At 69.9% G+C, this 21,058-nt stretch carries 15 protein-coding genes; 4 read left to right on the forward strand and 11 right to left on the reverse strand.

Going from position 1 to position 21,058, the window contains the following annotated elements; genetic code table 11:
- The first annotated feature begins 213 nt into the window (after window positions 1-213).
- The gene (locus F784_RS0107600; RefSeq protein ID WP_019586125.1) at window positions 214-2,691 is read left to right on the forward strand and encodes a glycoside hydrolase family 3 C-terminal domain-containing protein; all 2,478 of its coding nucleotides are present in this window, start codon (window positions 214-216) and stop codon (window positions 2,689-2,691) included.
- 13 nt (window positions 2,692-2,704) lie between these two features.
- Here F784_RS0107600 and F784_RS0107605 read toward each other — a convergent pair whose 3' ends face one another.
- Window positions 2,705-2,977 (reverse strand): hypothetical protein, encoded by a 273-nt coding sequence (locus F784_RS0107605; protein ID WP_019586126.1) that lies wholly within the window; start codon window positions 2,975-2,977, stop codon window positions 2,705-2,707.
- Window positions 2,978-3,089: 112 nt separating this feature from the next.
- On the opposite strand from F784_RS0107605, the gene F784_RS0107610 reads away from it, so the two are divergent.
- The gene (locus tag F784_RS0107610; RefSeq protein ID WP_019586127.1) at window positions 3,090-4,061 is read left to right on the forward strand and encodes an aldo/keto reductase; all 972 of its coding nucleotides are present in this window, start codon (window positions 3,090-3,092) and stop codon (window positions 4,059-4,061) included.
- Between the two features lie 6 nt (window positions 4,062-4,067).
- Here the strand turns inward: F784_RS0107610 and F784_RS0107615 are convergent, their stop codons facing one another.
- Window positions 4,068-4,646 (reverse strand): Rad52/Rad22 family DNA repair protein, encoded by a 579-nt coding sequence (locus tag F784_RS0107615; RefSeq protein WP_019586128.1) that lies wholly within the window; start codon window positions 4,644-4,646, stop codon window positions 4,068-4,070.
- A 96-nt stretch (window positions 4,647-4,742) separates the two neighbouring features.
- Here F784_RS0107615 and F784_RS0107620 point away from each other — a divergent pair, with 96 nt between their 5' ends.
- Window positions 4,743-5,474 (forward strand): MBL fold metallo-hydrolase, encoded by a 732-nt coding sequence (locus tag F784_RS0107620; RefSeq protein ID WP_019586129.1) that lies wholly within the window; start codon window positions 4,743-4,745, stop codon window positions 5,472-5,474.
- 50 nt (window positions 5,475-5,524) lie between these two features.
- Here the strand turns inward: F784_RS0107620 and F784_RS0107625 are convergent, their stop codons facing one another.
- The 8 genes from F784_RS0107625 to F784_RS0107660 all read right to left on the reverse strand — a co-directional run bounded on the left by F784_RS0107625 (window position 5,525) and on the right by F784_RS0107660 (window position 17,289).
- Window positions 5,525-6,805: a glycoside hydrolase family 125 protein gene (locus F784_RS0107625; protein WP_026332346.1), complete on the reverse strand. Its 1,281-nt coding sequence runs from the start codon at window positions 6,803-6,805 to the stop codon at window positions 5,525-5,527.
- Window positions 6,802-7,686, reverse strand: coding sequence for a carbohydrate ABC transporter permease (locus tag F784_RS0107630; protein ID WP_019586131.1), 885 nt, complete (start codon window positions 7,684-7,686; stop codon window positions 6,802-6,804). Before F784_RS0107630 ends, F784_RS0107625 begins: the two co-directional genes overlap by 4 nt.
- The gene (locus tag F784_RS0107635) at window positions 7,686-8,618 is read right to left on the reverse strand and encodes a carbohydrate ABC transporter permease (RefSeq protein WP_019586132.1); all 933 of its coding nucleotides are present in this window, start codon (window positions 8,616-8,618) and stop codon (window positions 7,686-7,688) included. The genes F784_RS0107630 and F784_RS0107635 overlap by 1 nt, the downstream gene beginning before the upstream one ends.
- Window positions 8,615-9,772, reverse strand: coding sequence for a GntR family transcriptional regulator (locus F784_RS22560; RefSeq protein ID WP_019586133.1), 1,158 nt, complete (start codon window positions 9,770-9,772; stop codon window positions 8,615-8,617). Before F784_RS22560 ends, F784_RS0107635 begins: the two co-directional genes overlap by 4 nt.
- Window positions 9,773-9,780: 8 nt before the next feature.
- Window positions 9,781-10,821, reverse strand: a complete 1,041-nt coding sequence (locus tag F784_RS22565) for a glycoside hydrolase family 76 protein (protein WP_019586134.1) — start codon at window positions 10,819-10,821, stop codon at window positions 9,781-9,783.
- Window positions 10,818-12,302 carry a glycoside hydrolase family 76 protein gene (locus F784_RS0107650; RefSeq protein WP_019586135.1) on the reverse strand — a complete coding sequence of 495 codons (1,485 nt, stop codon included), beginning with the start codon at window positions 12,300-12,302 and terminating at the stop codon, window positions 10,818-10,820. Before F784_RS0107650 ends, F784_RS22565 begins: the two co-directional genes overlap by 4 nt.
- A gap of 51 nt (window positions 12,303-12,353) precedes the next feature.
- Window positions 12,354-13,601 carry an ABC transporter substrate-binding protein gene (locus tag F784_RS0107655; RefSeq protein WP_019586136.1) on the reverse strand — a complete coding sequence of 416 codons (1,248 nt, stop codon included), beginning with the start codon at window positions 13,599-13,601 and terminating at the stop codon, window positions 12,354-12,356.
- A gap of 562 nt (window positions 13,602-14,163) precedes the next feature.
- Window positions 14,164-17,289, reverse strand: a complete 3,126-nt coding sequence (locus tag F784_RS0107660) for an alpha-mannosidase (RefSeq protein WP_019586137.1) — start codon at window positions 17,287-17,289, stop codon at window positions 14,164-14,166.
- 171 nt (window positions 17,290-17,460) lie between these two features.
- Between F784_RS0107660 and F784_RS22570 the strand changes: the two genes are divergently transcribed.
- Window positions 17,461-18,705, forward strand: a complete 1,245-nt coding sequence (locus F784_RS22570; protein WP_019586138.1) for a low temperature requirement protein A — start codon at window positions 17,461-17,463, stop codon at window positions 18,703-18,705.
- Here the strand turns inward: F784_RS22570 and F784_RS0107670 are convergent.
- Complete coding sequence (locus F784_RS0107670) at window positions 18,611-20,797, reverse strand: HelD family protein (RefSeq protein WP_019586139.1); 2,187 nt, start codon at window positions 20,795-20,797, stop codon at window positions 18,611-18,613. The two genes, F784_RS22570 and F784_RS0107670, sit on opposite strands and share 95 nt — an antisense overlap.
- Between the last annotated feature and the right edge of the window lie 261 nt (window positions 20,798-21,058).

The following is a 21,058-nucleotide window of genomic DNA, read 5'->3' on the forward strand; positions in this document are numbered from 1 at the left end:
CAGAGCCGCACAGCGGAGGCCCGGGGTGAGGGGGCGGGTAACCACCTCAAGCTGCTGCAAGATGTCCTGCCCCTCATCCCAGCCGCGCCGGGGAACGCGCCCGCTCACCCCCTCGGCTCCGCAACTTTACAAGGCCCAACCTCCCCCCTGGGGGGGGAGGGGCAAAAATCCTGTCCTGGCCGCCATCTCATTATTCTCTGTTGAGGTTTGCCCATGACTTCCACCGGCACGCGCCGCTCCTCCATTGACGCCCTGCTCGACCAGATGACCCTGGAGGAACAGGTCTCGCTGCTGGCTGGAGCCGATTTCTGGAGAACAGTTCCCATTCCCCGCCTGGGCATTCCCTCCCTTAAGGTCACCGATGGACCGGCGGGGGCACGTGGCGGCGGTCCCCTCGTCGGCGGGAAGAGGACGGCGGCCTTCCCCGTCGGCATCGCCCTGGGAAGTACCTGGAACCCCGAACTCCTGCACGAGATCGGGCAGCATCTCGCCCGCGAGGCGCAGGACAAGGGCGCAGGCGTGCTGCTCGCCCCCACCCTGAACCTCTTTCGCTCGACGCTGAACGGGCGCAACTTCGAGAGCTACTCGGAGGACCCCTTCCTGACGGGCACGCTGGGCACCGCCTACGTGCGGGGGCTCCAGTCGAAGGGGGTGGCGGCCACCGTCAAGCACTACGTGGGCAACGAGTCCGAGTACCAGCGCAACACCATCTCCTCGGACATCCCCGAGCGGGCGCTGCGGGAACTGTACCTGCGGCCCTTCGAGATGACGGTGAAACAGGGTGGCGCCTGGGCGGTCATGACCGGGTACAACAGGCTCAATGGCACCTATTGCAGCGAGAATGCGCGGCTCATCCGGGGCGTCCTGCGCGGCGAGTGGGGCTTTGGCGGCCTGGTGATGAGCGACTGGGGCGGCACCCATTCCGCCGGAGAGAGCGTGCGGGCGGGGCTGGACCTGGAAATGCCCGGCCCGGCCAAGGCGCGGGCCACCCTGCTCGAAGAGGCCCGGAACGACGAGGCCACCCGGCAGGCGGTCCGCGAGGCCGCTCGTCATGTCCTGCGCCTCATTGAGCGCACCGGTACGTTCGACCAGCCCCGCGACGTGCGCGACGAGGCCGAGCGCGACGAGGAGTACGGAAGCACCCGGGCGCTCATCCGCCGCGCCGGGGCCGAGGGGACGGTGCTGCTCAGGAACGAGGGCGGGCTGCTGCCCCTGCCCAGGGACGCGGAAGTGGCCGTCATCGGGCCGAACGCGGCGGCCGGGCAGGTCATGGGCGGCGGCAGCGCGCAGATGAACGCGCACCGCCGCGTCTCTCCGCTGGAGGGGCTGCGCGCGGCGCTGGGCGAGGAGAACGTGACCTTTGCTGTCGGCTGCGACAACGACCGCTTCCTGCCCACCCTGGACGTTCCCGTGCGAATCGAGTATTTCGGGGAGGGCGGCGAAGCCATAGCGGCGGAGACGCGCCAGGGGAGCGAGATCATGTGGTTCTCCTTCCCCGAGGGCGTCTCCCCCACCGCCTTTCGTGCCCGCCTGAGCCTGACGCTGACGGTGCCCGGGGACGGCGAGTACGAGCTGAGCCTGTTCAGCGCGGGGCTGAGCCGCCTGGCCGTGGACGGGAAGGAGCTCATCGACCACTGGACGGACTGGGCGCCGGGCGACACCTACTTCGGCTTCGGCAGCGACGAGGTGCGGGTCACGCGAAGCCTGGCCGCCGGGGAACATCAGGCCGTCATCGAGGTCACCCCCAAAGCCGTGGAGAACTCCATCGCGGCCTTCAGCGCCGTGCGCCTGGGATTTCGCCAGCCGCTCCCGAAGGGCCGCCTGCGGGAGGCGGCGGAACGGGCAGCGGGTGCCGACTACGCCGTCGTCTGCGTGGGCACGAACGGGCACTGGGAGACCGAGGGCGTAGACCGCTGGGGGCTTAATCTGCCGGGCAATCAGGACGACCTCGTCCGCGCCGTCGTGGCCGCCAACCCGCGCACCATCGTCCTCCTCCAGACGGGCGGCCCGGTCCTGATGCCCTGGCTGGATCAGGTGCCCGCCCTGCTGCAGGGTTGGTTCCCCGGGCAGGAGGCCGGGCACGCCTTTGCGGACGTGCTGCTGGGCCACGCCGACCCCGGCGGGCGATTGCCGCAGACCTTCCCGGCGCGGCTCCCGGACGACCCCACCCACCCCGAGGCCCCCGACGTGCAGTACCCCGGCGAGAACGGGCACGTCGAGTACAAAGAAGGGCTCTACATCGGCTACCGCCACGTGGACCGGGCGGGAACCACGCCCCTGTTCCCCTTCGGCTTCGGGCTGAGTTATGCGAGCTTCGAGTTAATGGACGCGCGGCTCAGTGCCGCCGAGATCGGGCCGGGGGGCGAGGTGAGCGTGATTGTGCTGCTAAAGAACTCGGGCGAGCGCCCCGGGCAGCAGGTCGTGCAGGTCTACGTCCGCGACGTGGAGACGACGCTGGAGCGGCCCGAGAAGGAGCTGAAGGCGTTTGGGAAAGTCACTCTCCAGCCGGGGCAGGTGTGGCAGGGTTACCTCCAGCTCGACATGCGCTCGCTAGCCTACTTCGACGACGCGCGCAGCGCCTGGGTGGCCGACGCGGGGGCGTTCGAGGTGTTGATCGGGACGAGCAGCGCGGACCTTCCCTTCGCCCTGCCGCTGACCCTGACCGGGGAGTGGAGCGAGCCGGTGAGCTGAGGCGCCCGGCACCTCAGAAGGGAATCAGCAGGTTGAGCAGGCGCAGGAAGGGGTCGGCCGGAACGTTCGCGCTCCGGGTCGCCGCGCGGGCCGCCAGTTCCCGGAAATCCCCCTCGCTGGGGAGGCGGGTGGCCCTCACGGTGAGGCGGCGGGCGTGGGAGGGACAGCCCCCCCCATCAGTGACCTGCACGTCGTCCGGGCCGTAGCGGCGGCCAGATTCCAGGTGAACCTGCGCGCGGAGGGTGCCTTCCGGGGCGATGACGGTAAAGATGAAGAGGTTGGGCACGTTGACCCCATTGTGCGCCTTGCGCGCCCTGGGGCAGCCTTGAGAAAGTGGCCCGCTTCCGCCCTCTCGTGCGGGGTGGGGCGTAGGGTCAGCCGAACCACAGGAGGGCCACATGGAGTACCGCCACCTCGGACGCACCGGCTTGCAGGTCAGCCCCCTCTGCCTGGGCACGATGAACTTCGGCCCCGAGACGAGCGAGGAGGACAGTTACCGCATCATGGACCGGGCGCTGGATCTCGGGCTCAACTTCTTCGACACCGCCAACGTCTACGGCTGGAAACAGGGCGAGGGCGTAACTGAACAGATCATCGGCCGCTGGCTGGAGAAGAACCCCGCGGCGCGAGGCCGGATCGTCCTCGCCACCAAGGTGTACGGCAAGATGGGCGAGGGACCCAACGACCAAAAGCTCTCGGCCTACCACATCCGCCGGGCGTGCGAGGACAGCCTGCGCCGCCTGAAGACCGACCACATCGACCTCTACCAGATGCACCACATCGACCGGGGCACGCCCTGGGAGGAGGTGTGGCAGGCGATGGAGTGGCTGGTGGCGCAGGGCATGGTGCTGTACGTGGGCTCCTCGAACTTCGCGGGCTGGAACATCGCGCAGGCGAACTCCGTCGCGGCGCAGCGCAACTTCCTGGGCCTGGTGTCCGAGCAGAGCCTGTACAACCTCCAGGCCCGCATGATCGAGCTGGAGGTGATCCCCGCCTGCCGGGCCTTTGGGCTGGGGCTGATCCCCTGGAGCCCGCTGGGCGGCGGCCTGCTGGGCGGGGCGCTGCAAAAGGCGGCGGGGGGGCGCCGGTCGAACGAGCGGATGCAGGCGCAGATCGAGAAGCACCGCCCCCAGCTGGAGCGCTACGAGGCGCTGTGCCGGGACCTGGGAGAGCAACCGGCGGACGTGGCGCTGGCCTGGCTGCTGAGCAACCCCGTCGTCACGGCCCCCATCATCGGGCCGCGGACGATGGAGCAACTGGAGGGGAACCTGCGGGCGCTGGACATCCAGCTCTCCGGGGACATCCTGAAGGAACTCGACGCCATCTGGCCGGGGCCGGGCGGGCAGGCCCCCGAGGCCTACGCCTGGTAAGGGCGCTCAGGAGGTTCGCGCCGCCGCGTCCAGCGCCGCCTTGACGTGACGGTACACCTCGCGCAGCCTCGCCACGTCCTGTGGCAGGCCGGAGCGCAGCGCGTCGAGCGCGCCGATCACGTGCGACGCCCCGGTCACCCGCTCGTCTTCCGGGAGCGCCCAGTCGGGCAGCTTCGGGGGCTCGGCGGGCGCGCGTTTGGCCTCGTCCCAGGCGACCCAGGCGCGCGGCAGGTCGTACAGGTAGCGGCCCACCCCGAAATGCACGGCGCAGCGCTTGAGGGCGTCGCTCGCCGCCGCTTTGAGGGTGCCCGCCTCCCCTTCCCCCGCCTCGCCCACGTCGCTGCGGGTGAGGCCCAGCACGGTCAGGCGGCCCCGGGCGGTGGGCGGGGTGCCGGGAAAGAGCTTCACGTCGAAGGTCCAGTCGCCCGGGCAGACCGCGTCCAGGCGCTCCATCACCGTTCGCGCGTCCACGAACGCCACCATCAGCGCCGAGGACCGGTCGCGGCTGAACGCCTGGGGTTTCCAGGAGACGCGCTGCGACGGAAAGGGCGCGGCGAGCTGCTCCTTGAGTTGCTGGTAGGACACCCCCGCAGGCTAGTGGAGCCCGGCTCCAGACACAGGTCACCGGGAACGAATGCCCCGGGGAGTGCAGCGCCGCCCCATTCCTGTTACTTTCCCCGTATGCCTGCGCCCCTGCGAATCAGCGAGCACGTCTATGCCCTGCCCATCGAGGCGACGTTGATGGGCGGCCCCACCACGATCTTCCCCGCCCTGATTCTCGACGGGGCGAAGGGCGCCACGCTGGTGGACACTGGCATCCCCGGCATGCAGGACGCCTTCCGGGACGCGCTGGAGGCCCTGGGGCTGGGCTGGGGGGACGTGCGGCGGATCATCGTGACGCACCACGACCTCGACCACATCGGGTCGCTGCCCGCCATTGTGGCCGCCACGGGCGCGGAGGTGCTGGCGCTGGATGCGGAGGTGCCCTACGTCCAGGGCGACCGGCCCGGCCAGAAGCAGCCCTCGCCGCAGATGCTCGCCAGCATGCCGCCCGAGATGGTGGCCCGCTTCTCCAACCCGCCCCGGGCCGCCGTGACCCGCCCGCTGCGCGACGGCGAGGTGCTGGACCTGGCGGGCGGCGTGCGGGTCGTGGCGACGCCCGGGCACACCGAGGGCCACCTCAGCCTCTTGGTGGTGCAAGACGGCGTGCTGATCTCCGGCGACGCCCTGACGAGTGCGGGGGGACAGCTTCACGGGCCGATGGAGCGGGCGACCCCCGACATGGCGTGGGCGCGGGAGAGCGTTCGCAAGCTCGCGGGGCTTCCCGTCACCGCCGTGCTGACCTATCACGGCGGGCTGGTGCGGGAGGACGTGGCGGGCCAACTCGCGCGGGTGGCGGGGGAGGCGAGCTGAGCAGGCATCACCGTCTCCCGGGGTCCGCCTCCCCTGGCGTGGGGCCGACCTCAGGCGGTGGACGCGCCCATCCTGACGACGTGGCGCAGCACGAGTTCCGCGTACAGACTGTTCGCCCAGCCGAACCAGGGGCGGGTAAAGGTTGCCGGGTCGTCCGGGTCGAAGGACTCGTGCATCAGGCCCGTCCCGGCGGTGGTGTCCGTCAGCGTCCGCACGAGGCTGGACCGCTCGTCCGGGTCCGTCGCGGTCAACCCCTGGATGGCGAGCGCGATGGGCCAGACGTAGCCGGGGGGTGTGTGGGGGCTGCCCACCCCGCTCGCCTGCGTGCCTGAGAAGAAGGACGGGTTGGCCGGACTCAGCACGAAGCGGCGCGTGTTCCGGTAGGTGGGATCGTGGGCGGGGCGGTAGCCCAGGTAGGGAATCGAGAGCAGGCTGGGCACGTTCGCGTCGTCCATGAGCAGGTGACGGCCCAGCCCGTCCGTCTCGTAGGCGTACATCCGCCCGAACTCGGGGTGGTTCAGCGCGCCAAACCGCTCGATCCCCGCCTCGATGTCGTCGCGCAGGGCAAAGGCCTCGCGCTCCATCCCCGTGTCCCCCCAGACTTCCCCCGCCATCTCCCCGAGGTGGGCGAGTTCCACGCAGGCCATCATGTTGCCGGGCACGTTGTAGTTGTAGGTGCAGGCGTCGTCGCTGGGGCGAAACGCTGACCAGACCATGCCGGTGTACCCGACCGGGTTGCCCTCTCCCCCGTTCGGCAGGTTGTCGGTGGGCAGCACCGGGTTGGGGCGATGGAAGCGGTAGGGGCTGCACTCGGTGTGGTGCTGCTCGCAGCGCAGGGTGTCCAGGATGGTCCTTGCGGCCTCCCGGAATTCGCCGTGCAGGGGCGCCGTGTCCCCCGTCGCCTGCCAGTAGCGGTGGGCGAGGCGAAGGGGGTAACACAGCGAGTCGATCTCGAACTTGCGCTCCCAGACCAGGAGATGAGCGGGCGGCTCGTCGGCGTGGCCGGGGCCGCGCGGCTCGGCGTTGAAGGCGTTGGCGTAGGGGTCGAGCAGGAGGCAGCGGGCCTGTCTCCGGATCAGCCCGGCGAGCATCGCGCGCAGCTCGGGGTCGTGGGCGGCCAATTCCACGTAGGGCCAGACCTGGGCCGCGCTGTCGCGCAGCCACATAGCGGGGATATCGCCGGTGATCACGAAGGTCGTGCCGTCCGGCCGCCGCGTTACCGTCGTCTCCAGGGTGTTGGGCAGGCAGCCCGCGAAGACCCGCGCCACGTCGGGCTGATCGGGTAGCAGGCGCCGAACCTCCCGGACGAGACCTTCGAGAGCCCCCCTCACTTCGTCCCCGTGAAGGCGATGGACTGGGTGAAGTACCGCTGCGCGAAGACAAAGACGAGCAGCACCGGCAGCGACACGACGACCGAGGCGGCCATGAGGGGGCCGTAGTCGGTGTTGTGGTTGAAGCTGAAGGACTGGAGCCCCATCTGAACGGTCGCCATATTCGGATCATTGAACACGATCAGCGGCCACAGGAAGAGGTTCCAGCCCGCCTGGAAGGTGAAGATGCCCAGCGTCGCCAGCGCGGGGCGGCACAGCGGCAGGTAGATGCGCCAGAAGATCAGGAACTCGGAAGCGCCGTCCACCCGCGCCGCGTCCACCAAGTCGTCGGGCAGGGTGCGGAAGAACTGCCGCATGAAGAACACCGCGAAGGCGCCCGCCGCCCCCGGCAGGATCACCGCCCAGTAGGAGTTCAGCAGGCCGTAGCCTCCCCGTCCCATCAGGTCGTTGCCCCCCGCCAGCGGGAAGGTCCGCAGGATGATGAAGGTGGGGATCAGCGTGATGATGCCCGGCACGAGCAGCGAGGCGAGCTTCATGCGGAACAGCGCCTCGCGCCCCGGAAAACGCAGCCGGGCGAAGGCGTACCCCGCCAGCGACCCCAGGAAGAGGTTGGCGAGCACGCCCAGCGTCGCCATCACGAACGAGTTGTAGAAATACCGGCTGAAGGGCACCGTCGTGAACGCCTTGACGTAATGCTCGAAGGTGATCGTCTGCGGCCACCACTGGATCGGGTCGCGGAAGATGTCCGCGTTGGGCTTGAGGGACGTGACGAGCATCCAGTAGAAGGGCAGCGCCATCACGACCGCGACGAGGATGAGCATCCCGTAGAACAGCACGTCGCTCAACACGCCGAGGGGCCTGACCCGTTTTCGCACCACCATCACGTCACCCCCGAATCGCGGTTGAGCCGCAGGTTGAGCAGGCTGATGACCAGAATGGCGAGGGCGAGCACGAAGGCCTGCGCCGAGGCGTACCCCATCTGAAGCTGGGTAAAGCCGTTCTGGTAAATCTGGTACACGGCGGTCGTGGTCGCGTAGCCGGGGCCGCCCTGGGTCATCACATATGCCTGGTCGAACAGTTGGAAGGCGCCGATCAGCGTCATGAACGTCACGAAGAAGGTCGTGGCGCGCAGGGTGGGCACGGTGATATAGCGGAACTGCTGCCAGGGGGTCGCGCCGTCCAGGGCCGCCGCCTCGTAGAGGTACTTCGGCACGCCCGCGAGCCCGGCGAGGTAGATGATGATGTTGCCCCCCAGCCCCTGCCACAGGGTCACGAAGACGATGGCGTACATCGCCGTGTCCGAGTTGGCGAGCCAGGCGGGACCCTGGATGCCGAACACGCCGAGCGCTTGATTCACCACCCCGTAGTCGCGCTGGAGCATCCACGACCACACCGTCGCGCCCGCGACGCTCGACGTGACGGCGGGCAGGTAGAAGAGGGTGCGGAAAAAGACCATGCCCGGCTTGCGGCGGTTCAGCGCCAGCGCGAGCCCGAGCGAGATCGCAATCATGCTCGGCACGTACAGCAGCGCGTAGAAGCCGACGTTGCGGACCCCCAGCCAGAACAGGTTGTCGGTCAGGAGCCGCTGGTAGTTGCTCAAACCCACCCAGCGCACCGGGGTGAGGATGTCATAGCGCGAGAAGCTCAGCACGAACGCGAACAGCACGGGCGCGACCGTGAAGATCAGGAAGAGCAGCATGGCGGGCGAGATGAAGAGCGCGGCGGCGCGGGCCTCGGCGCGCAGCAGGCGGGACCTGCGGCGTGCGGACCGGGGCTGGCCGGTGACTGGTGTGGTCGTCTCTTGCAGCGTCACGGGGACGGCTCCTTCCTGTGGGGGGGCGGCGCGGTCGAGCGGCCCGGCACGATCTCGAACGCCACGGGATTGCGCAGCGGGACCTCCTGCCCCTCCAGCCGCGTCACGGCGAGGTCCACCGCCCGGCGCCCCATCGCCTCCTGGTCCTGACGGACGTGGGTGAAGAGCGCGTCCCCCAGCGGATCGGTCGGCGAGTCAAAACAGGCGACGCTGACCTCCTCGGGGACGCGGCGACCGAGCGCCCGCAGCGTGTGCGTCACTGCGAGCGCCAGGGTGTACTCCGCCACCAGGAACGCCGTCACGCCCGAGGCCGCCGCGATAAAGGCCTCCAGCCGGGCCACGTCGATCCGCACGTTCTCGGGGCGCAGGTGCAGGGGCAGGCTGCTCTCCAGCGCGTGCAGGGCGAGTTCGGGCCGCACGGGAAGCCCGGCCGCCTCCAGCGCCGAGCGGTAGCCCGCAAAGCGGTCCTCCAGTGAGGAGGTGTTCTCGATGGGCGGGGAGACGAAGGCGATCTCCCGGTGCCCGAGGTCGAGCAGGAAGCGGGTCAGGGCCGCCGCCGCGCTCACGTTGTCGGTCGCCACGCTGGGCGCCGGGATGCCGCGCAGGTAGCGGTCCACGAGGACGATGGGAAAGCCGCCCAGCACGGCCTGGAGCAGCACCGGGTTGTAGTGCTCGCCGTGGACGGGAAAGACGATCAGGGCCTGCGCGCCCGCCCGCATCAGGGCCGTGACCCCGGCCTCCTCCGCCCCGCGCTCGCCGTACGTCCGGCGCAGGAGCAGGCTGTGCCCGCGCGAGGTGCAGGCCGCCTCCACCCCGCGCACGAGGTCGAGGCCGTACGCCTCGGCAAAGTCGGGGAGCAGCAGCCCGAGGGTGGACGCCCCGACCACGCTGCCCGGCCCCGCGAGGCCTAGGTCGGCCCGCACCCGGTCGAGGTCGGGCAGGGTCGCGCTGACGAAGGTGCCCCGGCCGCGAGAGCGCTCCACGATCCCCGCCCGGGCGAGCAGGTCGAGCGCCCGCCGGGTCGTGATGCGGCTCACCGAGAAACGGCGCGCGAGTTCGAGTTCGCCCGGCACGCGGCTGCCCGCGCGCAGTTGCCCCCGCCGCACGTCCTCCAGCAACTCGGCCATCACGTTGGCGTAGAGCAGGCCCGTCATGCTCCACCCTACGCCCTGACCCGCGAAGCCGCTCGCTCGACCGCCGCCGCACTTTCGAGCAGCATCACGCCGCTGAGCGCCGCGCTGAGGTCCAGGGGCAGGGTGGGCTCAGCGGTCCAGTTCGGGCCGTTCAGGTGGTAGGCGGGTGAGAGGTGCCGAGCCGCGACGGCTGCGTTCTCCGACAGGAACGCCTCTAGTTCCGCCACACTCCCCGCGTCCTCCCGGGCAAGCAGGCCGAGGTAGCGGACGAGGATGCCCTTGAACAGGCCACCGTCACCTTCACCCTCAGCCAGGAGGACTGGGCCGTACCGCTTCATCGCCGCCACCGCTGTCCGCCGCGCGAGGTCGAGCGCCGCGCCGTCCCCGGTCGCCCGCCACACCGCCACCCCCGCCCCGATCACCGTCCCCTCGTTGTACGTGAAGGCCCAGTCGCGGTCGATGCGGCCCGGCTCCTCGCGGCCCACGCCGTCCCAGACCTCCCCCGTCGCCGGGTCGATGAGGTGTGCCTGGAGCCAGTGCAGAACCTCGAGGGCGAAGTCGAGATGCTCCTTCTCGCCGGTCTGCTCGTACAGCCGCGCCCCAAGGATCACGGCGGGCGCGTTGGCGGGCGTGTTCTTGTAGTCGAGCTGCGTCTTGCGCCAGGCGACGCCGCCGCCCTCGTGCCCGTTCCAGCCCCCCCGGATGTCCTCCCAGAGGGAGAGGCTGTCGTCGAGAAAGCGCGGGTCAGAGGTCGCCCGGTGCAGCCGCAGCAACGCGAGCGCCATCCACAGCATGTCGTCGTAATAGTCGTTGTGGAGGCTGCCGTGGTTCCCTCGCCGCACCCCCTCGACCAACTCGGCGGCCCGGGTGAGGTGTGCCCCGTCTCCTTCCCGCACGTAAGCATCCACCAGCGTGTCGAGCGCGTGCGCCTGCCACCAGTAGTGAAAGGGGTCCTCGGGCCGCACGAGTCGGGGCGGCAGGCAGACCCGGTAGAGTCTGGCTTCCCCGTCCCAGAAGTGGGTGTTCAGCGCAGCCTGCGCCTCTCCAGCGAGGTCCGTCCAGCCCCTCACGGCGTGGCCTCCAGCGTCAGCGAGTCGAGGTTGAGCCAGCCGTAGCCCTCCGGCCCGAAGAGGACCGTGAGCCGCGACGGCCCCTGCGGCAGGGCGACAGTCGTCTTCACGGTGCCCCAGGTGTTCCAGTCCGGCGTGGACGCGAAGTTGACGAGTCTACCCGCGCCATTCAGGACGAGTTGCCGCGAGGCGTTCCCGCCGCCCGCCCCGTACCGCAGCGTCACCCGGTAGGTGCCCGCCCGCGGAGCGTTCACGTCGAAGGCCACCCCCTGACCGAACGAGCGGAAGTTGTTGATGTACCCGCGTCCCGAATAACCGGGCGCCCGGCTCGCCGCGTCCACCCCGAGTTTCTGCGCGTTCTCGGCCTCGTAGCGCCCGTCCCTCCAGGGGATGCGGGCAGGTTGGGCGCCTGCATTCAAGACCGCGGCCACGGCGGACCCGGCGGTGAGGCTCTGGATGGGATCGTTGAAAGGAACGGCGTCCCACGCGGTCCCGACGAGCCCATCCGCCCGCCGCGCGTTCCAGGTGCTTGCCCCCTGGTCCCTGAGCGCTGCGAGGTACACTTCACCGCCCGGCTCCTTCGACAGACGTTTCAGCGCGCGGACGGTCACGCCCTTGAATCCCCCGCCGTCGTTCGCCCCCTCGTCGAGGAGGACGCCGTTCTGGGTGAGGTTCCGCAGCGCCCAGTCCATCGCCGTCTTCGCGTCCGTCAGATAGGCGTCGTCCCCCGTCGCGTCACGCAGCGCCAGGGCGGCCAGGACGAAGTTGCCGAAGTTGTACGTGAAGTCCCAGGTCGTGACCGTGCCGTTCCCCTCGCCTGAGACGTGGTCGTACACGCGCGGGCCGTCTACCAGCCGGGCCTTCACCCAGGCGTAGGCTTCCTTCGCGCGGTCGAGGTACTTCGCGTCGCCGGTCGCCTGGTACAGCCGCACACTCGTGTTCACATACGGCGCGTTCGTGGCGACGTTCTTCTGGTCCCGCACAGAGCGGCGCCACCACAGGCCGCCGCCGTAGCGGTCGTCCCAGTCCTCCCAGATGCGGTCGGCGAGTTCGCCGGAGGTGTCGAGGTAACGCCGCTCACCGGTCAGGTTGTAGGCGCGGATCGCTCCCTGCGCCCACCACCCCAGGTCGTCGTTGTAATCGTTGGGAAAGGCCGGATACTCGCTGGTAAAGCCGTCCCACACGTCGCCGATCATGGTCTTGTAGGCGGCGTCCCCGGTCGCCTCGTAGGCGTCCATCACGAGGTCGAACAGCTGCGCCTCCCACCAGAAGTCGGAGTACAGGCCGCCGACCGGCCCAATGCCGTGTTCCGGGTGGGTCTTGCGGTCGGAATAGGTGTAGAAGTACCCCCGCTCCGGGTCCCAGTAGGCGCGGACGAACGCCTGCATCATGGCGCGCGGGTCGGAGGGGGTGGGGGGAGCGGCGTGGGCCGCCCCGAGGGTCAGGGCGGCCAGCAGGAGGAGGAGGGGGGGTCTGGGCATGGACGCTCCGGGAGGCGGGGCCGCGCATTCCGGCAGGCCCCGCCGCTTCCTTCAGGGGTTGGCGTTGTCGCGCAGAACGCGGTCGCCCGCCTCCTGGGCCTTGCTCAGGGTGGAGCGCGCGTCCTGCTTGCCCTCCAGGAAGAGTTGCAGGTTGGGCACGAGCGCGTTGCCCTCCATGGGCGGGTAGCCCGGCACCGTCGGGCGGATGCGCGCGAACTTCAGCGTGTCGGTCATCGGCTTCCAGAAGGGGTCTTTCTGGAAGTAGGGATCGTTCACGGCCTTCAGGTTCCCCGGGATATTGTTGCTCGTCTTGCCCCACAGCAGCGCGTTTTTGGGGTCGGCCAGCCACCACTTCACGAAGGTCCACGCCGCGTCCTTGTTGCGCGAGGCCTGCGGGATGGCGAGGCCGAAGCCGCCCATGACGGAGCCGCGCGCCCCGGTCGGCCCGGCGGGCGGCGGGACGATGCCGAAGTCGAGGTCCTTGCCGTACTTGCGGTAGCCGTCGATGCTCCAGGGACCGGTGTAGATCATGGCCGCCTTGCCGGTCACGAAGGGGTCCTGCGCGTTCGCCTCGCCCTGGCCGAAGCCGAGTTCGTACACCTTGTTCTTGTTGATCATCCGGTCCCAGAAGCTCAGGACGCTCAGGCCCGCCGCGTTGTTGAAGTTCGTCTTCGTCCCGTCCGCCGTCAACATGGACCCGCCCGCCTGCTGGAGGTACATGTTGAACAGGCCCGGGTCGTTCATCAGGAAGCCGGAGCGCACCAGCTTGCCGTTCGCGTCGCGCTTCGTGAGCTTGATCGCCGCCTGTTCGAGCTGCGCCCAGGTGCGCGGGGGCTGGAGGCCCGCCTCCGCGAAGAGTTTCTTGTTGTAGAAGATGGCGCGGGCATCCACCGTGAGCGGCAGGCCGTAGATCTTGCCCCCGTACGAGAGTTCCTTGACCGCCTCGGGGTAGAAGTCGCGGATGTTGACCCGGTCGCGCGTGAGGTAGTCGTTGATGGGCGCCAGCACGTTCTTCGGAGCATAGAGCGCCGTGCGGAAGCGGTCCCAGACGATCACGTCGGGCACCTGGCCGCTGGTCGCGGCGGTCAGGAACTTCGTGATGATGTCCTGCTGGGGCACGTAGCGCACGCGCACCGCCTTTTGCGAGGCGTTGAAGGCGTTCACCATCGTGTTGATCTGGCGTTCGCCGTCGCCCGTCCAGTCGCCCCAAAGGGTGATGGTGGTCTGCGCGGCGGCATCGGGCGCGAGCAGCACGGCGGTGGTCAGACCGAGGGTGAGCGTGCGGGAGCAAAACCTCATAGGGGAACCTCCACAACGCGAGAAGGCGATAGGTGGCGGGCGGCGAGTCAGGCCATCACACCTCCGAGACGGGGCAGCGGAACACTTCTGGCACCGCTGCTCGGCTCTATGACTTATTGGTATTCGAAGTGTAATCTTCGCTCGATATGACATGTCAATAAGACAACCTGAGGCAGGGATGGATGCTGGAAGAGTGAATGAGCGAGGGTGCGGCTAGGTTCATTGCCCTCCAGGATTTCCCGGCACAGGGGCAGCACGGCCGTCCCCTCCCCTTAACGGGAGAGGGCCTGTGGTGTCCCCCACGCTGTTGTTGAAGACACTCCCCACGCAGGGATGAACCTGGCTGGCTATGGCTTCCGATGGAAACCTGGGCAGCAGGGCCCTGCCTCACGGGTCCAAGCCGGGTGGAGGCGAGCAGGAAACCAGGTGGGTTCCGAGCTGTGGACGGGCACGCAGCGGAATCCGTCTGACACATCCCATCCCCCACACGGAAGTTGGGAGAATATCCGGGGAGTCTCCGCGCGGCGGCCTTCAGGACAGACAGACCCTGTGAGGCCAGCGCCTACTCCTCCCGCAGGGTGACGACCTGGTAGGGGGTGTAGTCCTGGGCCTGTTCCCCGTCCGCCTCCTCCAGGAAGTTGACCCTGCTCCAGCCCGCAGCGCCGAGGACATTCTCCACCTTGGCGGCGCCCCGGTCCCCGTGGGCGTCGTAAAGCCGCACGACCACCTGATCCGCTTCCTCAGCCAGTTTCAGCGCGCCGAGGCGCAGATTCCTGTCCGTCACGCCCAGCAGCCGGGAGGTGGGGGGCCGTGTTCCGCCTTCCCTCTGTGAGCGAACGGCGAGGAGCGGGGCGTTCAGGCTGTGCGCCTCCCGGACGGTGCCGTTCCGCCAGTCCCCGGTGTGCGGGTACAGGGCGTAGCTGAAGGTGTGCCGCCCCTCGTCCCCGGTCGGGTCGGGCCAGACGGGGGAGCGCAGCAGGCTGAGGCCCAGGACGTTGCCGAGGCTGGAATGACCGTACTTGCCGTCGTTCAGCAGGCTCACGCCGTAGCTCCCCTCGCTCAGGTCGGCCCAGCGGTGCGCGGGCTTCTCGAACTGCGCGGCGTCCCAGCTCGTGTTCGTGTGGGTCGTGCGGGCGACGGTGCCGTACGCCGTCTCGAAGCTGGCGTGCGGGCTGCGGACGTTCAGGGGCATCAGTGCCCGCAGGAAGGCGCGGCGCCCATGCCAGTCCACCTCAGTGTGGATGTCCAAGCGCGGACTGCCCCGGCGCAGCTCGTACGTCTGGGTGATCGTGCTCTCCCCGTGGCGGCGCACGACCCGGATGGCCTGGCGCAGCGTGCCGGGCAGGCGTTGCGGGGGCTCGGCGGCCAGCAGTTCCTCCCCTTCCCGCGCGTAACCCGCGTCCACCTCCCAGGCGTCCCACTCGCGGGGGACATCGACATAGGCCCAGAGCTGGTTCCCCCGGTCGGCGAGGGCCTCCCGCCCGGCCCGCAGGTCGTACAGGGACGAGAGGGTGCCGTCCTGCGCGACGACCACCCGCAGCAACCCGTTGTCCAGGGCGAGGTCGTCACCCCGATCCTCTGCCTCATCCGCCGGAGCATCCGCGCCGGAAACCGTCAGGGTGAGGTACCCCAGGCCCGGCACCGTCACGTCCCCCTGGAGATACAGCATGCCCCCGTGGAACTCGTTGTGGACGGGCCGACCGTCGTGGCTCTGGATGGTGAGGGGGCCGTCAGCGTCCAGAGTGCAAGTCAGCGGAACGTCGTCCAGGGTCAGGTTCCACACGACGACCCGGTCCTGCCCGGCGACGGCGTCGGTTAGGGCACCCAGCGCCGAGTCGCGCAGCCCCCGGGCCGTCTCCAGGGCCTCCGAAAGTTCCCGCACCGCGTCGTCGTACACGGCCTTCACGCTCGACCCCGGCAAGATGTCGTGGAACTGGTTGCGGAGCAGCACCTGCCACGCCCCCGTCAGGGCCTCACGGGGATACGGGGCACCCAGCAGGCGGGCCGCCAGGACGCCCGCCGCCTCCGCCTCCCCCAGCGTGTGTTCGACCCGGCGGTTCAGGAACTTCACGCGGCCCTGGGTGGTGTAGGTCCCCCGGTGCAGTTCCAGGTACTGCTCGCCCACCCACACGGGGAGGGGCGCCGGGTCCACCCGGTCGTAGAAGTCCGCGACCCGGGTCATGTGCAGTTGGGGCAGCCCGGGAAAGTCACGCAGCCGCGCGTAGCGGTCCAACATCTCGGCCGTCGGCCCGCCGCCCCCGTCCCCCCAGCCGAAGGAGAACAGCGAGGCGTCGTGCGTGCGCTTCCCCCGGAAGTTCTGCCAGGTCTGGAACAGGTCCAGCGCGGCGATGCTGCCGTTGTACCCGTGCCCCGGCGAGGGGTTGAGGAAGCTGTGCGAGAGGACCCGCGTGCCGTCGATGCCCTCCCAGCGGTACAGGTCGTAGGGGAAGACGTTCGTCTCGTTCCAGTTCAGCTTGGTGGTGAAGAAGGAGCCGATATCGCCCTGCCGGAGAAACTGCGGGAGATTCGCCGCGTAGCCGAAGGTGTCGGGCAGCCAACACACCCGCGCCCGCTTGCCGAAGTGCCGTTCGAAATACCGCTGCCCGTACAGCAGTTGCCGCGCCCAGGACTCCCCGGAGATCAGGTTGCCGTCCGGCTCGACCCACATACCCCCGACGATGTCCCAGCGCCCCTCCTGCACCCGCTCCCGGATGCGCGCGAACAGTTCCGGATCGTCCTCCCGCACGAACTCGTAGAGCTGGGCCGTGGACTGGTTGAAGGTGAAGTCGGGGTAGCGGTCCATCAGGCTCAGCACGGTGGAAAAGGTGCGCCTCGCCTTGCGCCGGGTCTCACTCAGCGGCCACAGCCAGGCGAGGTCGATGTGGGCGTGCCCAGTGAGGGCCAGGGCGCCCTCCGCCGGGTACCCCTCGCGCAGCTCCGCCAGTCCGGCGGCCAGAGCGTCGCGCGCAGCCTGAAGCCGCGGTCGCCACTCCCCCGGGTACGGCGCAACGTCCGGGCGCCCGAACTCCCACTCGTCCCAGATGGAGGCGATCTGGGTGGCCTGCGCTTCCTGCTGCACGGAGCGGGCGAGGTAGGCGCCGCTGTTCTCCCGCGGCAAGGGAATGTCCCGGAAGGTCCGGTCGAGGAGGTCTGCCAACCGGTCGGCAATCGCCGCCCTGCCCCCGTCCAACAGGCGTCTGGCCGCGTCCCATACGGCCAGCAGATCCTCGTGCAGGGCGCGCACGTCCTCATCGGGCAGGACGAGGAGGGCGGTGCCCAGCACGGGCTGACGAACAGGGCTCCCGAACAGGCCCTTGGGGCTGGCCTGCACCTCGACGGTCAGGGACTCGCCGCCCTGGGCCGCGAGCAGGTACTCGCGGTGATAGGGGTTGAGGCCGCCGAGAGGCCTGCCGTTCACGCTCAGCAGGCCCTCGCCGCCCACGTCGAGGCGCAGGGCGACGGGCTGGCCCGCCCACTCCTCCGGGACGCGGGGACTGAAGCGCAGGGTTACGGGAAAGGCGCGGGAGGGCCAGGGGTCGCCCACCCGGATGGGCACGGCGCTCTCTGCCTCATGGGACAGGAAACTTCCCTCCCCGAGGTCCAGCCGGGCGGCGTCGCGCCAGGCCCCCAGTTCGTTGAGGCGTCGTTCGAGGCGGCCGAGGAGTTGCGCGGTCGTGACGTGGCTCATGCGTTTTCCTTCTCTCTGCGGGAGGCGGGGTGAACTCCGGGTGGGGTGCTCGCCGAGGCCCGGCGAAGCGCCCCCCGGTTGTACCACCGCTTGACCCCGGGGAGGTTGTCCTGATCCGGGGCGGGGACTGTTGCGCAGGGATGGACCGCCCTCCCTGAGGCACACTGGGGCATGCGGGGGTCATCTTTCCTGGGCGGCGGCTTCGTGCGGATCGCCGGAAGTGCCGAGCGCGGCGGGCGGCACGCGAGCTGGCTGGAGCTGTTCTTCGACCTGGTGTTCGTCGTCGCGGTGGGCAACCTGGGACGGCTGCTGCTGGAGAACCCCAGCCCGGGCGGCGTGCTGACCTTTCTCGGCCTCTTCGTGCCGGTGTGGTGGGCCTGGATCGGCATCAGCTACTGGGTCGACCAGTTCGAGCTGCCCGAGGTCGCCGGGCGGCTGCTGATGTTCGGCCAGCTCGTGCTGTCCCTGGGGCTGGCCGTCGGGCTGCCGCGCGTGGTGGAGGGCGAGCCCGCCCTGTTCGCCGGGTCGTACATCGGGATGCGCCTCACGCTGACGCTACTGTACCTCTGGTCGTGGCTCGCCCTGCCCGAGGGTCAGGAACTCGACGCGAAGTACACCCTGAGTTTCGCCCTGGGCACCACGCTGTGGATCATGTCGCTGCTCCTGCCCCTGCCCGAGCGGTACGTCGTGTGGGGCGTGGCGCTCGCCCTGGAGATCGCCGCGACGATCTGGGCGTACGTCAGCACCCGGGAACTGCCGCGGCAGGTCTCGCACATGGACGAGCGGTTCGGCCTGTTCACCATCATCGTGCTGGGGGAGTCGGTGCTGGCGGTGGCGACGGGCGGCGAGCACGTTCAGGGGTGGCCCAGCGCCGTCGTGGCCGCCTGTGGCCTGACCCTCGCCTTTGCCGTGTGGTGGCTGTACTTCGACTACGCCGACGACAGCGTGATCAACCGGGCGATCCGCGGCGGAACCCGGGCGCTGTTCCTGAGCTTCGTGTACGGCTACACGCACCTGCTGGTCTTCGCCAGCATCGTGGCGGCCTCAATTGGGCTGGAACGTGCCTTCGAGGACGTGACGCACGCGCACCTGGGCGGCCCCACCCGGCTGCTGCTGTGCGGCGGGCTGGCGCTCTTCCTCGCGGCGGTGAGCGTGGTGCAGTGGGCTGGGCCGTGTCGGCTACCCGGCCGGATTCTGGGCGTCCGCGCGCTGACGGGCGGCCTGGTGATGCTGCTGGCCGTCCTTGGAGGTGAGCTGCCCGCGCTGGCGGCGCTGCTGCTGCTCACCATCCTGATCCTGGCCCTGGTGGTGTACGAACACCTCAGCCTGCGGGAGGAACGTGCTCCGGATGCAGGAGGGGATGCAGCTCCCGCTCGGCCACCAGCGCCAGCCGATGCAGGCCGCGAGATGCGCTGACGTACAGGAGCCTGGACTCGAACTGCGTTTCCGGATCGTAGTTTCCGGCGTCCGCGCCCGCGACGATGCACCCGTCGAACTCCAGCCCCTTGGCGAGGTTCACCGGCAGGATCACCACGCCGCCCGTGTAGCGCGCCTGCTCGGAGAGGATGGGCTGCGCGTCCACGTCCTGCCGCTGGAGCCCCGAGACGAGCGCCTCGGCGTCCGTCACCCGGCGGGTCACGATGGCGATGTTGCGGTGCCCCTCGGCCTGCATCGTCTTCACGGCCCGGGCGATGAGCGCGGCGAGGTCATCCCCGGTCAGGCGCAGCACCTCTCCCCCGTCGCGGTCCACGCCGACCACGCCCCCGGCCCGGTTGTAGGTCGCGGCGATCCCAGCCCCCAGCTCGGTGATCTGACGGGTGGAGCGGTACGTGCGGCCCAGGGTCATCAGCCGGGTCCTCGCCTCGCCCCCCAGCGCGGCCTGCACGTCCGCCCAATTGTTCGGCCCCTTGTACCCGTGCAGCCCCTGGTTCAGGTCCCCCAACGCGGTCAGGTGGCCGGGGCGCGCAGCCCGGGCCAGCAGGGCGTACAGCAGCGGCGAGTAATCCTGCGCCTCGTCGAGCGCGATGTGGTCGTAGGGCTCCAGGGTTCGGCCTATGCGGCGCCCCACCCCGTCGAGCAGGGCCGCCACCGCCAGCATGAGGGGCAATTCGGTCACGTCCGCGTGGGAGCGGCGGGGCTTGGGAATGGCCGCGAGCGGGTCACTGAGAAGCACGCGGATGGTCCGCTCATCGAGCACGCCCTGAGCCGCATTCCGGAGCGTCCCCTCGTCGCTCACGATCCGGCGCCCCTCGCTCACCGGGAGAAGGCCCGCAAAGACCTTGCCGGACAGCCGGGTGAGGTCGGCGGCAAGGACTCGCAGGACCGCGGTTTCCTCGTCCGGGCCGGGCAGGTTGAGCCGGGCGAGGAGTTCAGCTTCGAGGGCCTGGCGGAAGGCCGCCCGGTAGCCCTCCAGGGGAACGCGGCCCAGCACGTCATCGAGGAGCCCGTGCAACACGGGGTTGTCCAGGACGAGCGGGCGGTCCTCCCCCCTCACCCCCACCGTCACCTGGAAGGTCAGCGTCCCCAGGTTGGCGCGCAGCTTCCCGGCCAGATGGTTTTGCACGACCCGGAACATTCTCAGGTCCCCGAGCGCCTTGGCCCGGCGCCACGCCGCCTTGCGCCGCTCGTTGTCCCGGTCGGTCAGCAGGAGGTGCAGGGTGCGGTCGGTGACTTCCATCTTCTCCAGTCCCAGGAAGGAGGTGGCCCAGGCTTCCGGCGTGGTGACGGTCACCCCCTGCAGGTTCAGGCCGGGCAGGACCCGCGCGGCGTAGGCGGCCAGGACCCGGTTGGGCATCAGGACGAGCATCGCGTCCGGGGCCCCTCGGTGCGCCCCTCGGTCCGAGTGGGTGAGCCAGGCGAGGCGGTGAAAACCGATGGTCGTCTTGCCCGACCCGGCCGCCCCCTGGATTAGGGTGTTTACGCCCGCCGGGGCGCGCATCGCCTCGTTCTGCTCGGGCTGGAGCGTCTCGACGACGTCCCGCATGGCCGCGGTCGAGGCTTCCGAAAGCCGCCCGAGCAGCACCCGCTCACGGCCCCCCGTGTCGCCCCCCGCCTCGTCGTCGTACAGGTCGGTGAGGCGGTGGAGCTTTTTCCCCTGAACGTCGAGCTGACGGCGGCGCCGGACGGTGCCCCTCAGGCCTTTTCTGGCCTCCCAGGACAGGGCGTCGCTGTAAAAGAGGCTGCCCACGTCCGACTCCCAGGAGACGACCGTGTGCGGCCCCTTCAGGTCGCGGAAGGCGTGCTTGCCGATGTAGAGGGTCTGTTCGCGCCCCCCCACCCGCACCCGCAGGCTGCCGAAGTAGGGGGCGGGAACGTGGACCGAGAGCATGGCGGCCAGTTCCTCGGCCGTGTCCGCGAGGGTCAGGCTGGTTTCCAGGTCGGCGCCGACGTTCTTCTCGCGGTCCTCCCAGGCCTCGATCTGCCGGAGGAAGGCCGCGATCGTTCCGGCGAGGTGCTGCTCCTCGGCGGGGAACTCGGGATGAGGGGGATGGGGCGCGGTGACGGTCACCCGCACAGGGTAGGGGCGGATGGGCCGCGGGGGGCAAGACTGTGGGGAACTCCGGGCGTGACGCGGCGCAGGCCGGGTGGTGCGGGCAGCGGTGGTCGGGGGGGCGGGATCAGGTTCTACGGTCCTTCTCCCACCCGTCCACCTGCGGCCCCCCGTGCTGGCCCCAGGCTGGTTCCCTGCGTGACCCACGCGCGCGGCGGGCTCGGAACCGGGTCCCTCCAGTGTGCCCGGCCCGGAGGTGACGTGCCATCCACGGGGTGA

It is taken from the genome of Deinococcus apachensis DSM 19763 (assembly GCF_000381345.1).
Lineage (GTDB): Bacteria > Deinococcota > Deinococci > Deinococcales > Deinococcaceae > Deinococcus > Deinococcus apachensis.

Bases quoted from the DNA above. Each gene is read 5' to 3' on its own strand.
- F784_RS0107620 (WP_019586129.1), top strand. From the start codon at position 4,743: ATGCCTGCGCCCCTGCGAATCAGCGAGCACGTCTATGCCCTGCCCATC.
- F784_RS22570 (WP_019586138.1), top strand. From the start codon at position 17,461: ATGCGGGGGTCATCTTTCCTGGGCGGCGGCTTCGTGCGGATCGCCGGA.
- F784_RS0107610 (WP_019586127.1), top strand. From the start codon at position 3,090: ATGGAGTACCGCCACCTCGGACGCACCGGCTTGCAGGTCAGCCCCCTC.
- F784_RS0107630 (WP_019586131.1), bottom strand. From the start codon at position 7,686: ATGGTGGTGCGAAAACGGGTCAGGCCCCTCGGCGTGTTGAGCGACGTG.
- F784_RS0107660 (WP_019586137.1), bottom strand. From the start codon at position 17,289: ATGAGCCACGTCACGACCGCGCAACTCCTCGGCCGCCTCGAACGACGC.
- F784_RS0107650 (WP_019586135.1), bottom strand. From the start codon at position 12,302: ATGCCCAGACCCCCCCTCCTCCTCCTGCTGGCCGCCCTGACCCTCGGG.
- F784_RS0107655 (WP_019586136.1), bottom strand. From the start codon at position 13,601: ATGAGGTTTTGCTCCCGCACGCTCACCCTCGGTCTGACCACCGCCGTG.
- F784_RS22560 (WP_019586133.1), bottom strand. From the start codon at position 9,772: ATGACGGGCCTGCTCTACGCCAACGTGATGGCCGAGTTGCTGGAGGAC.
- F784_RS0107600 (WP_019586125.1), top strand. From the start codon at position 214: ATGACTTCCACCGGCACGCGCCGCTCCTCCATTGACGCCCTGCTCGAC.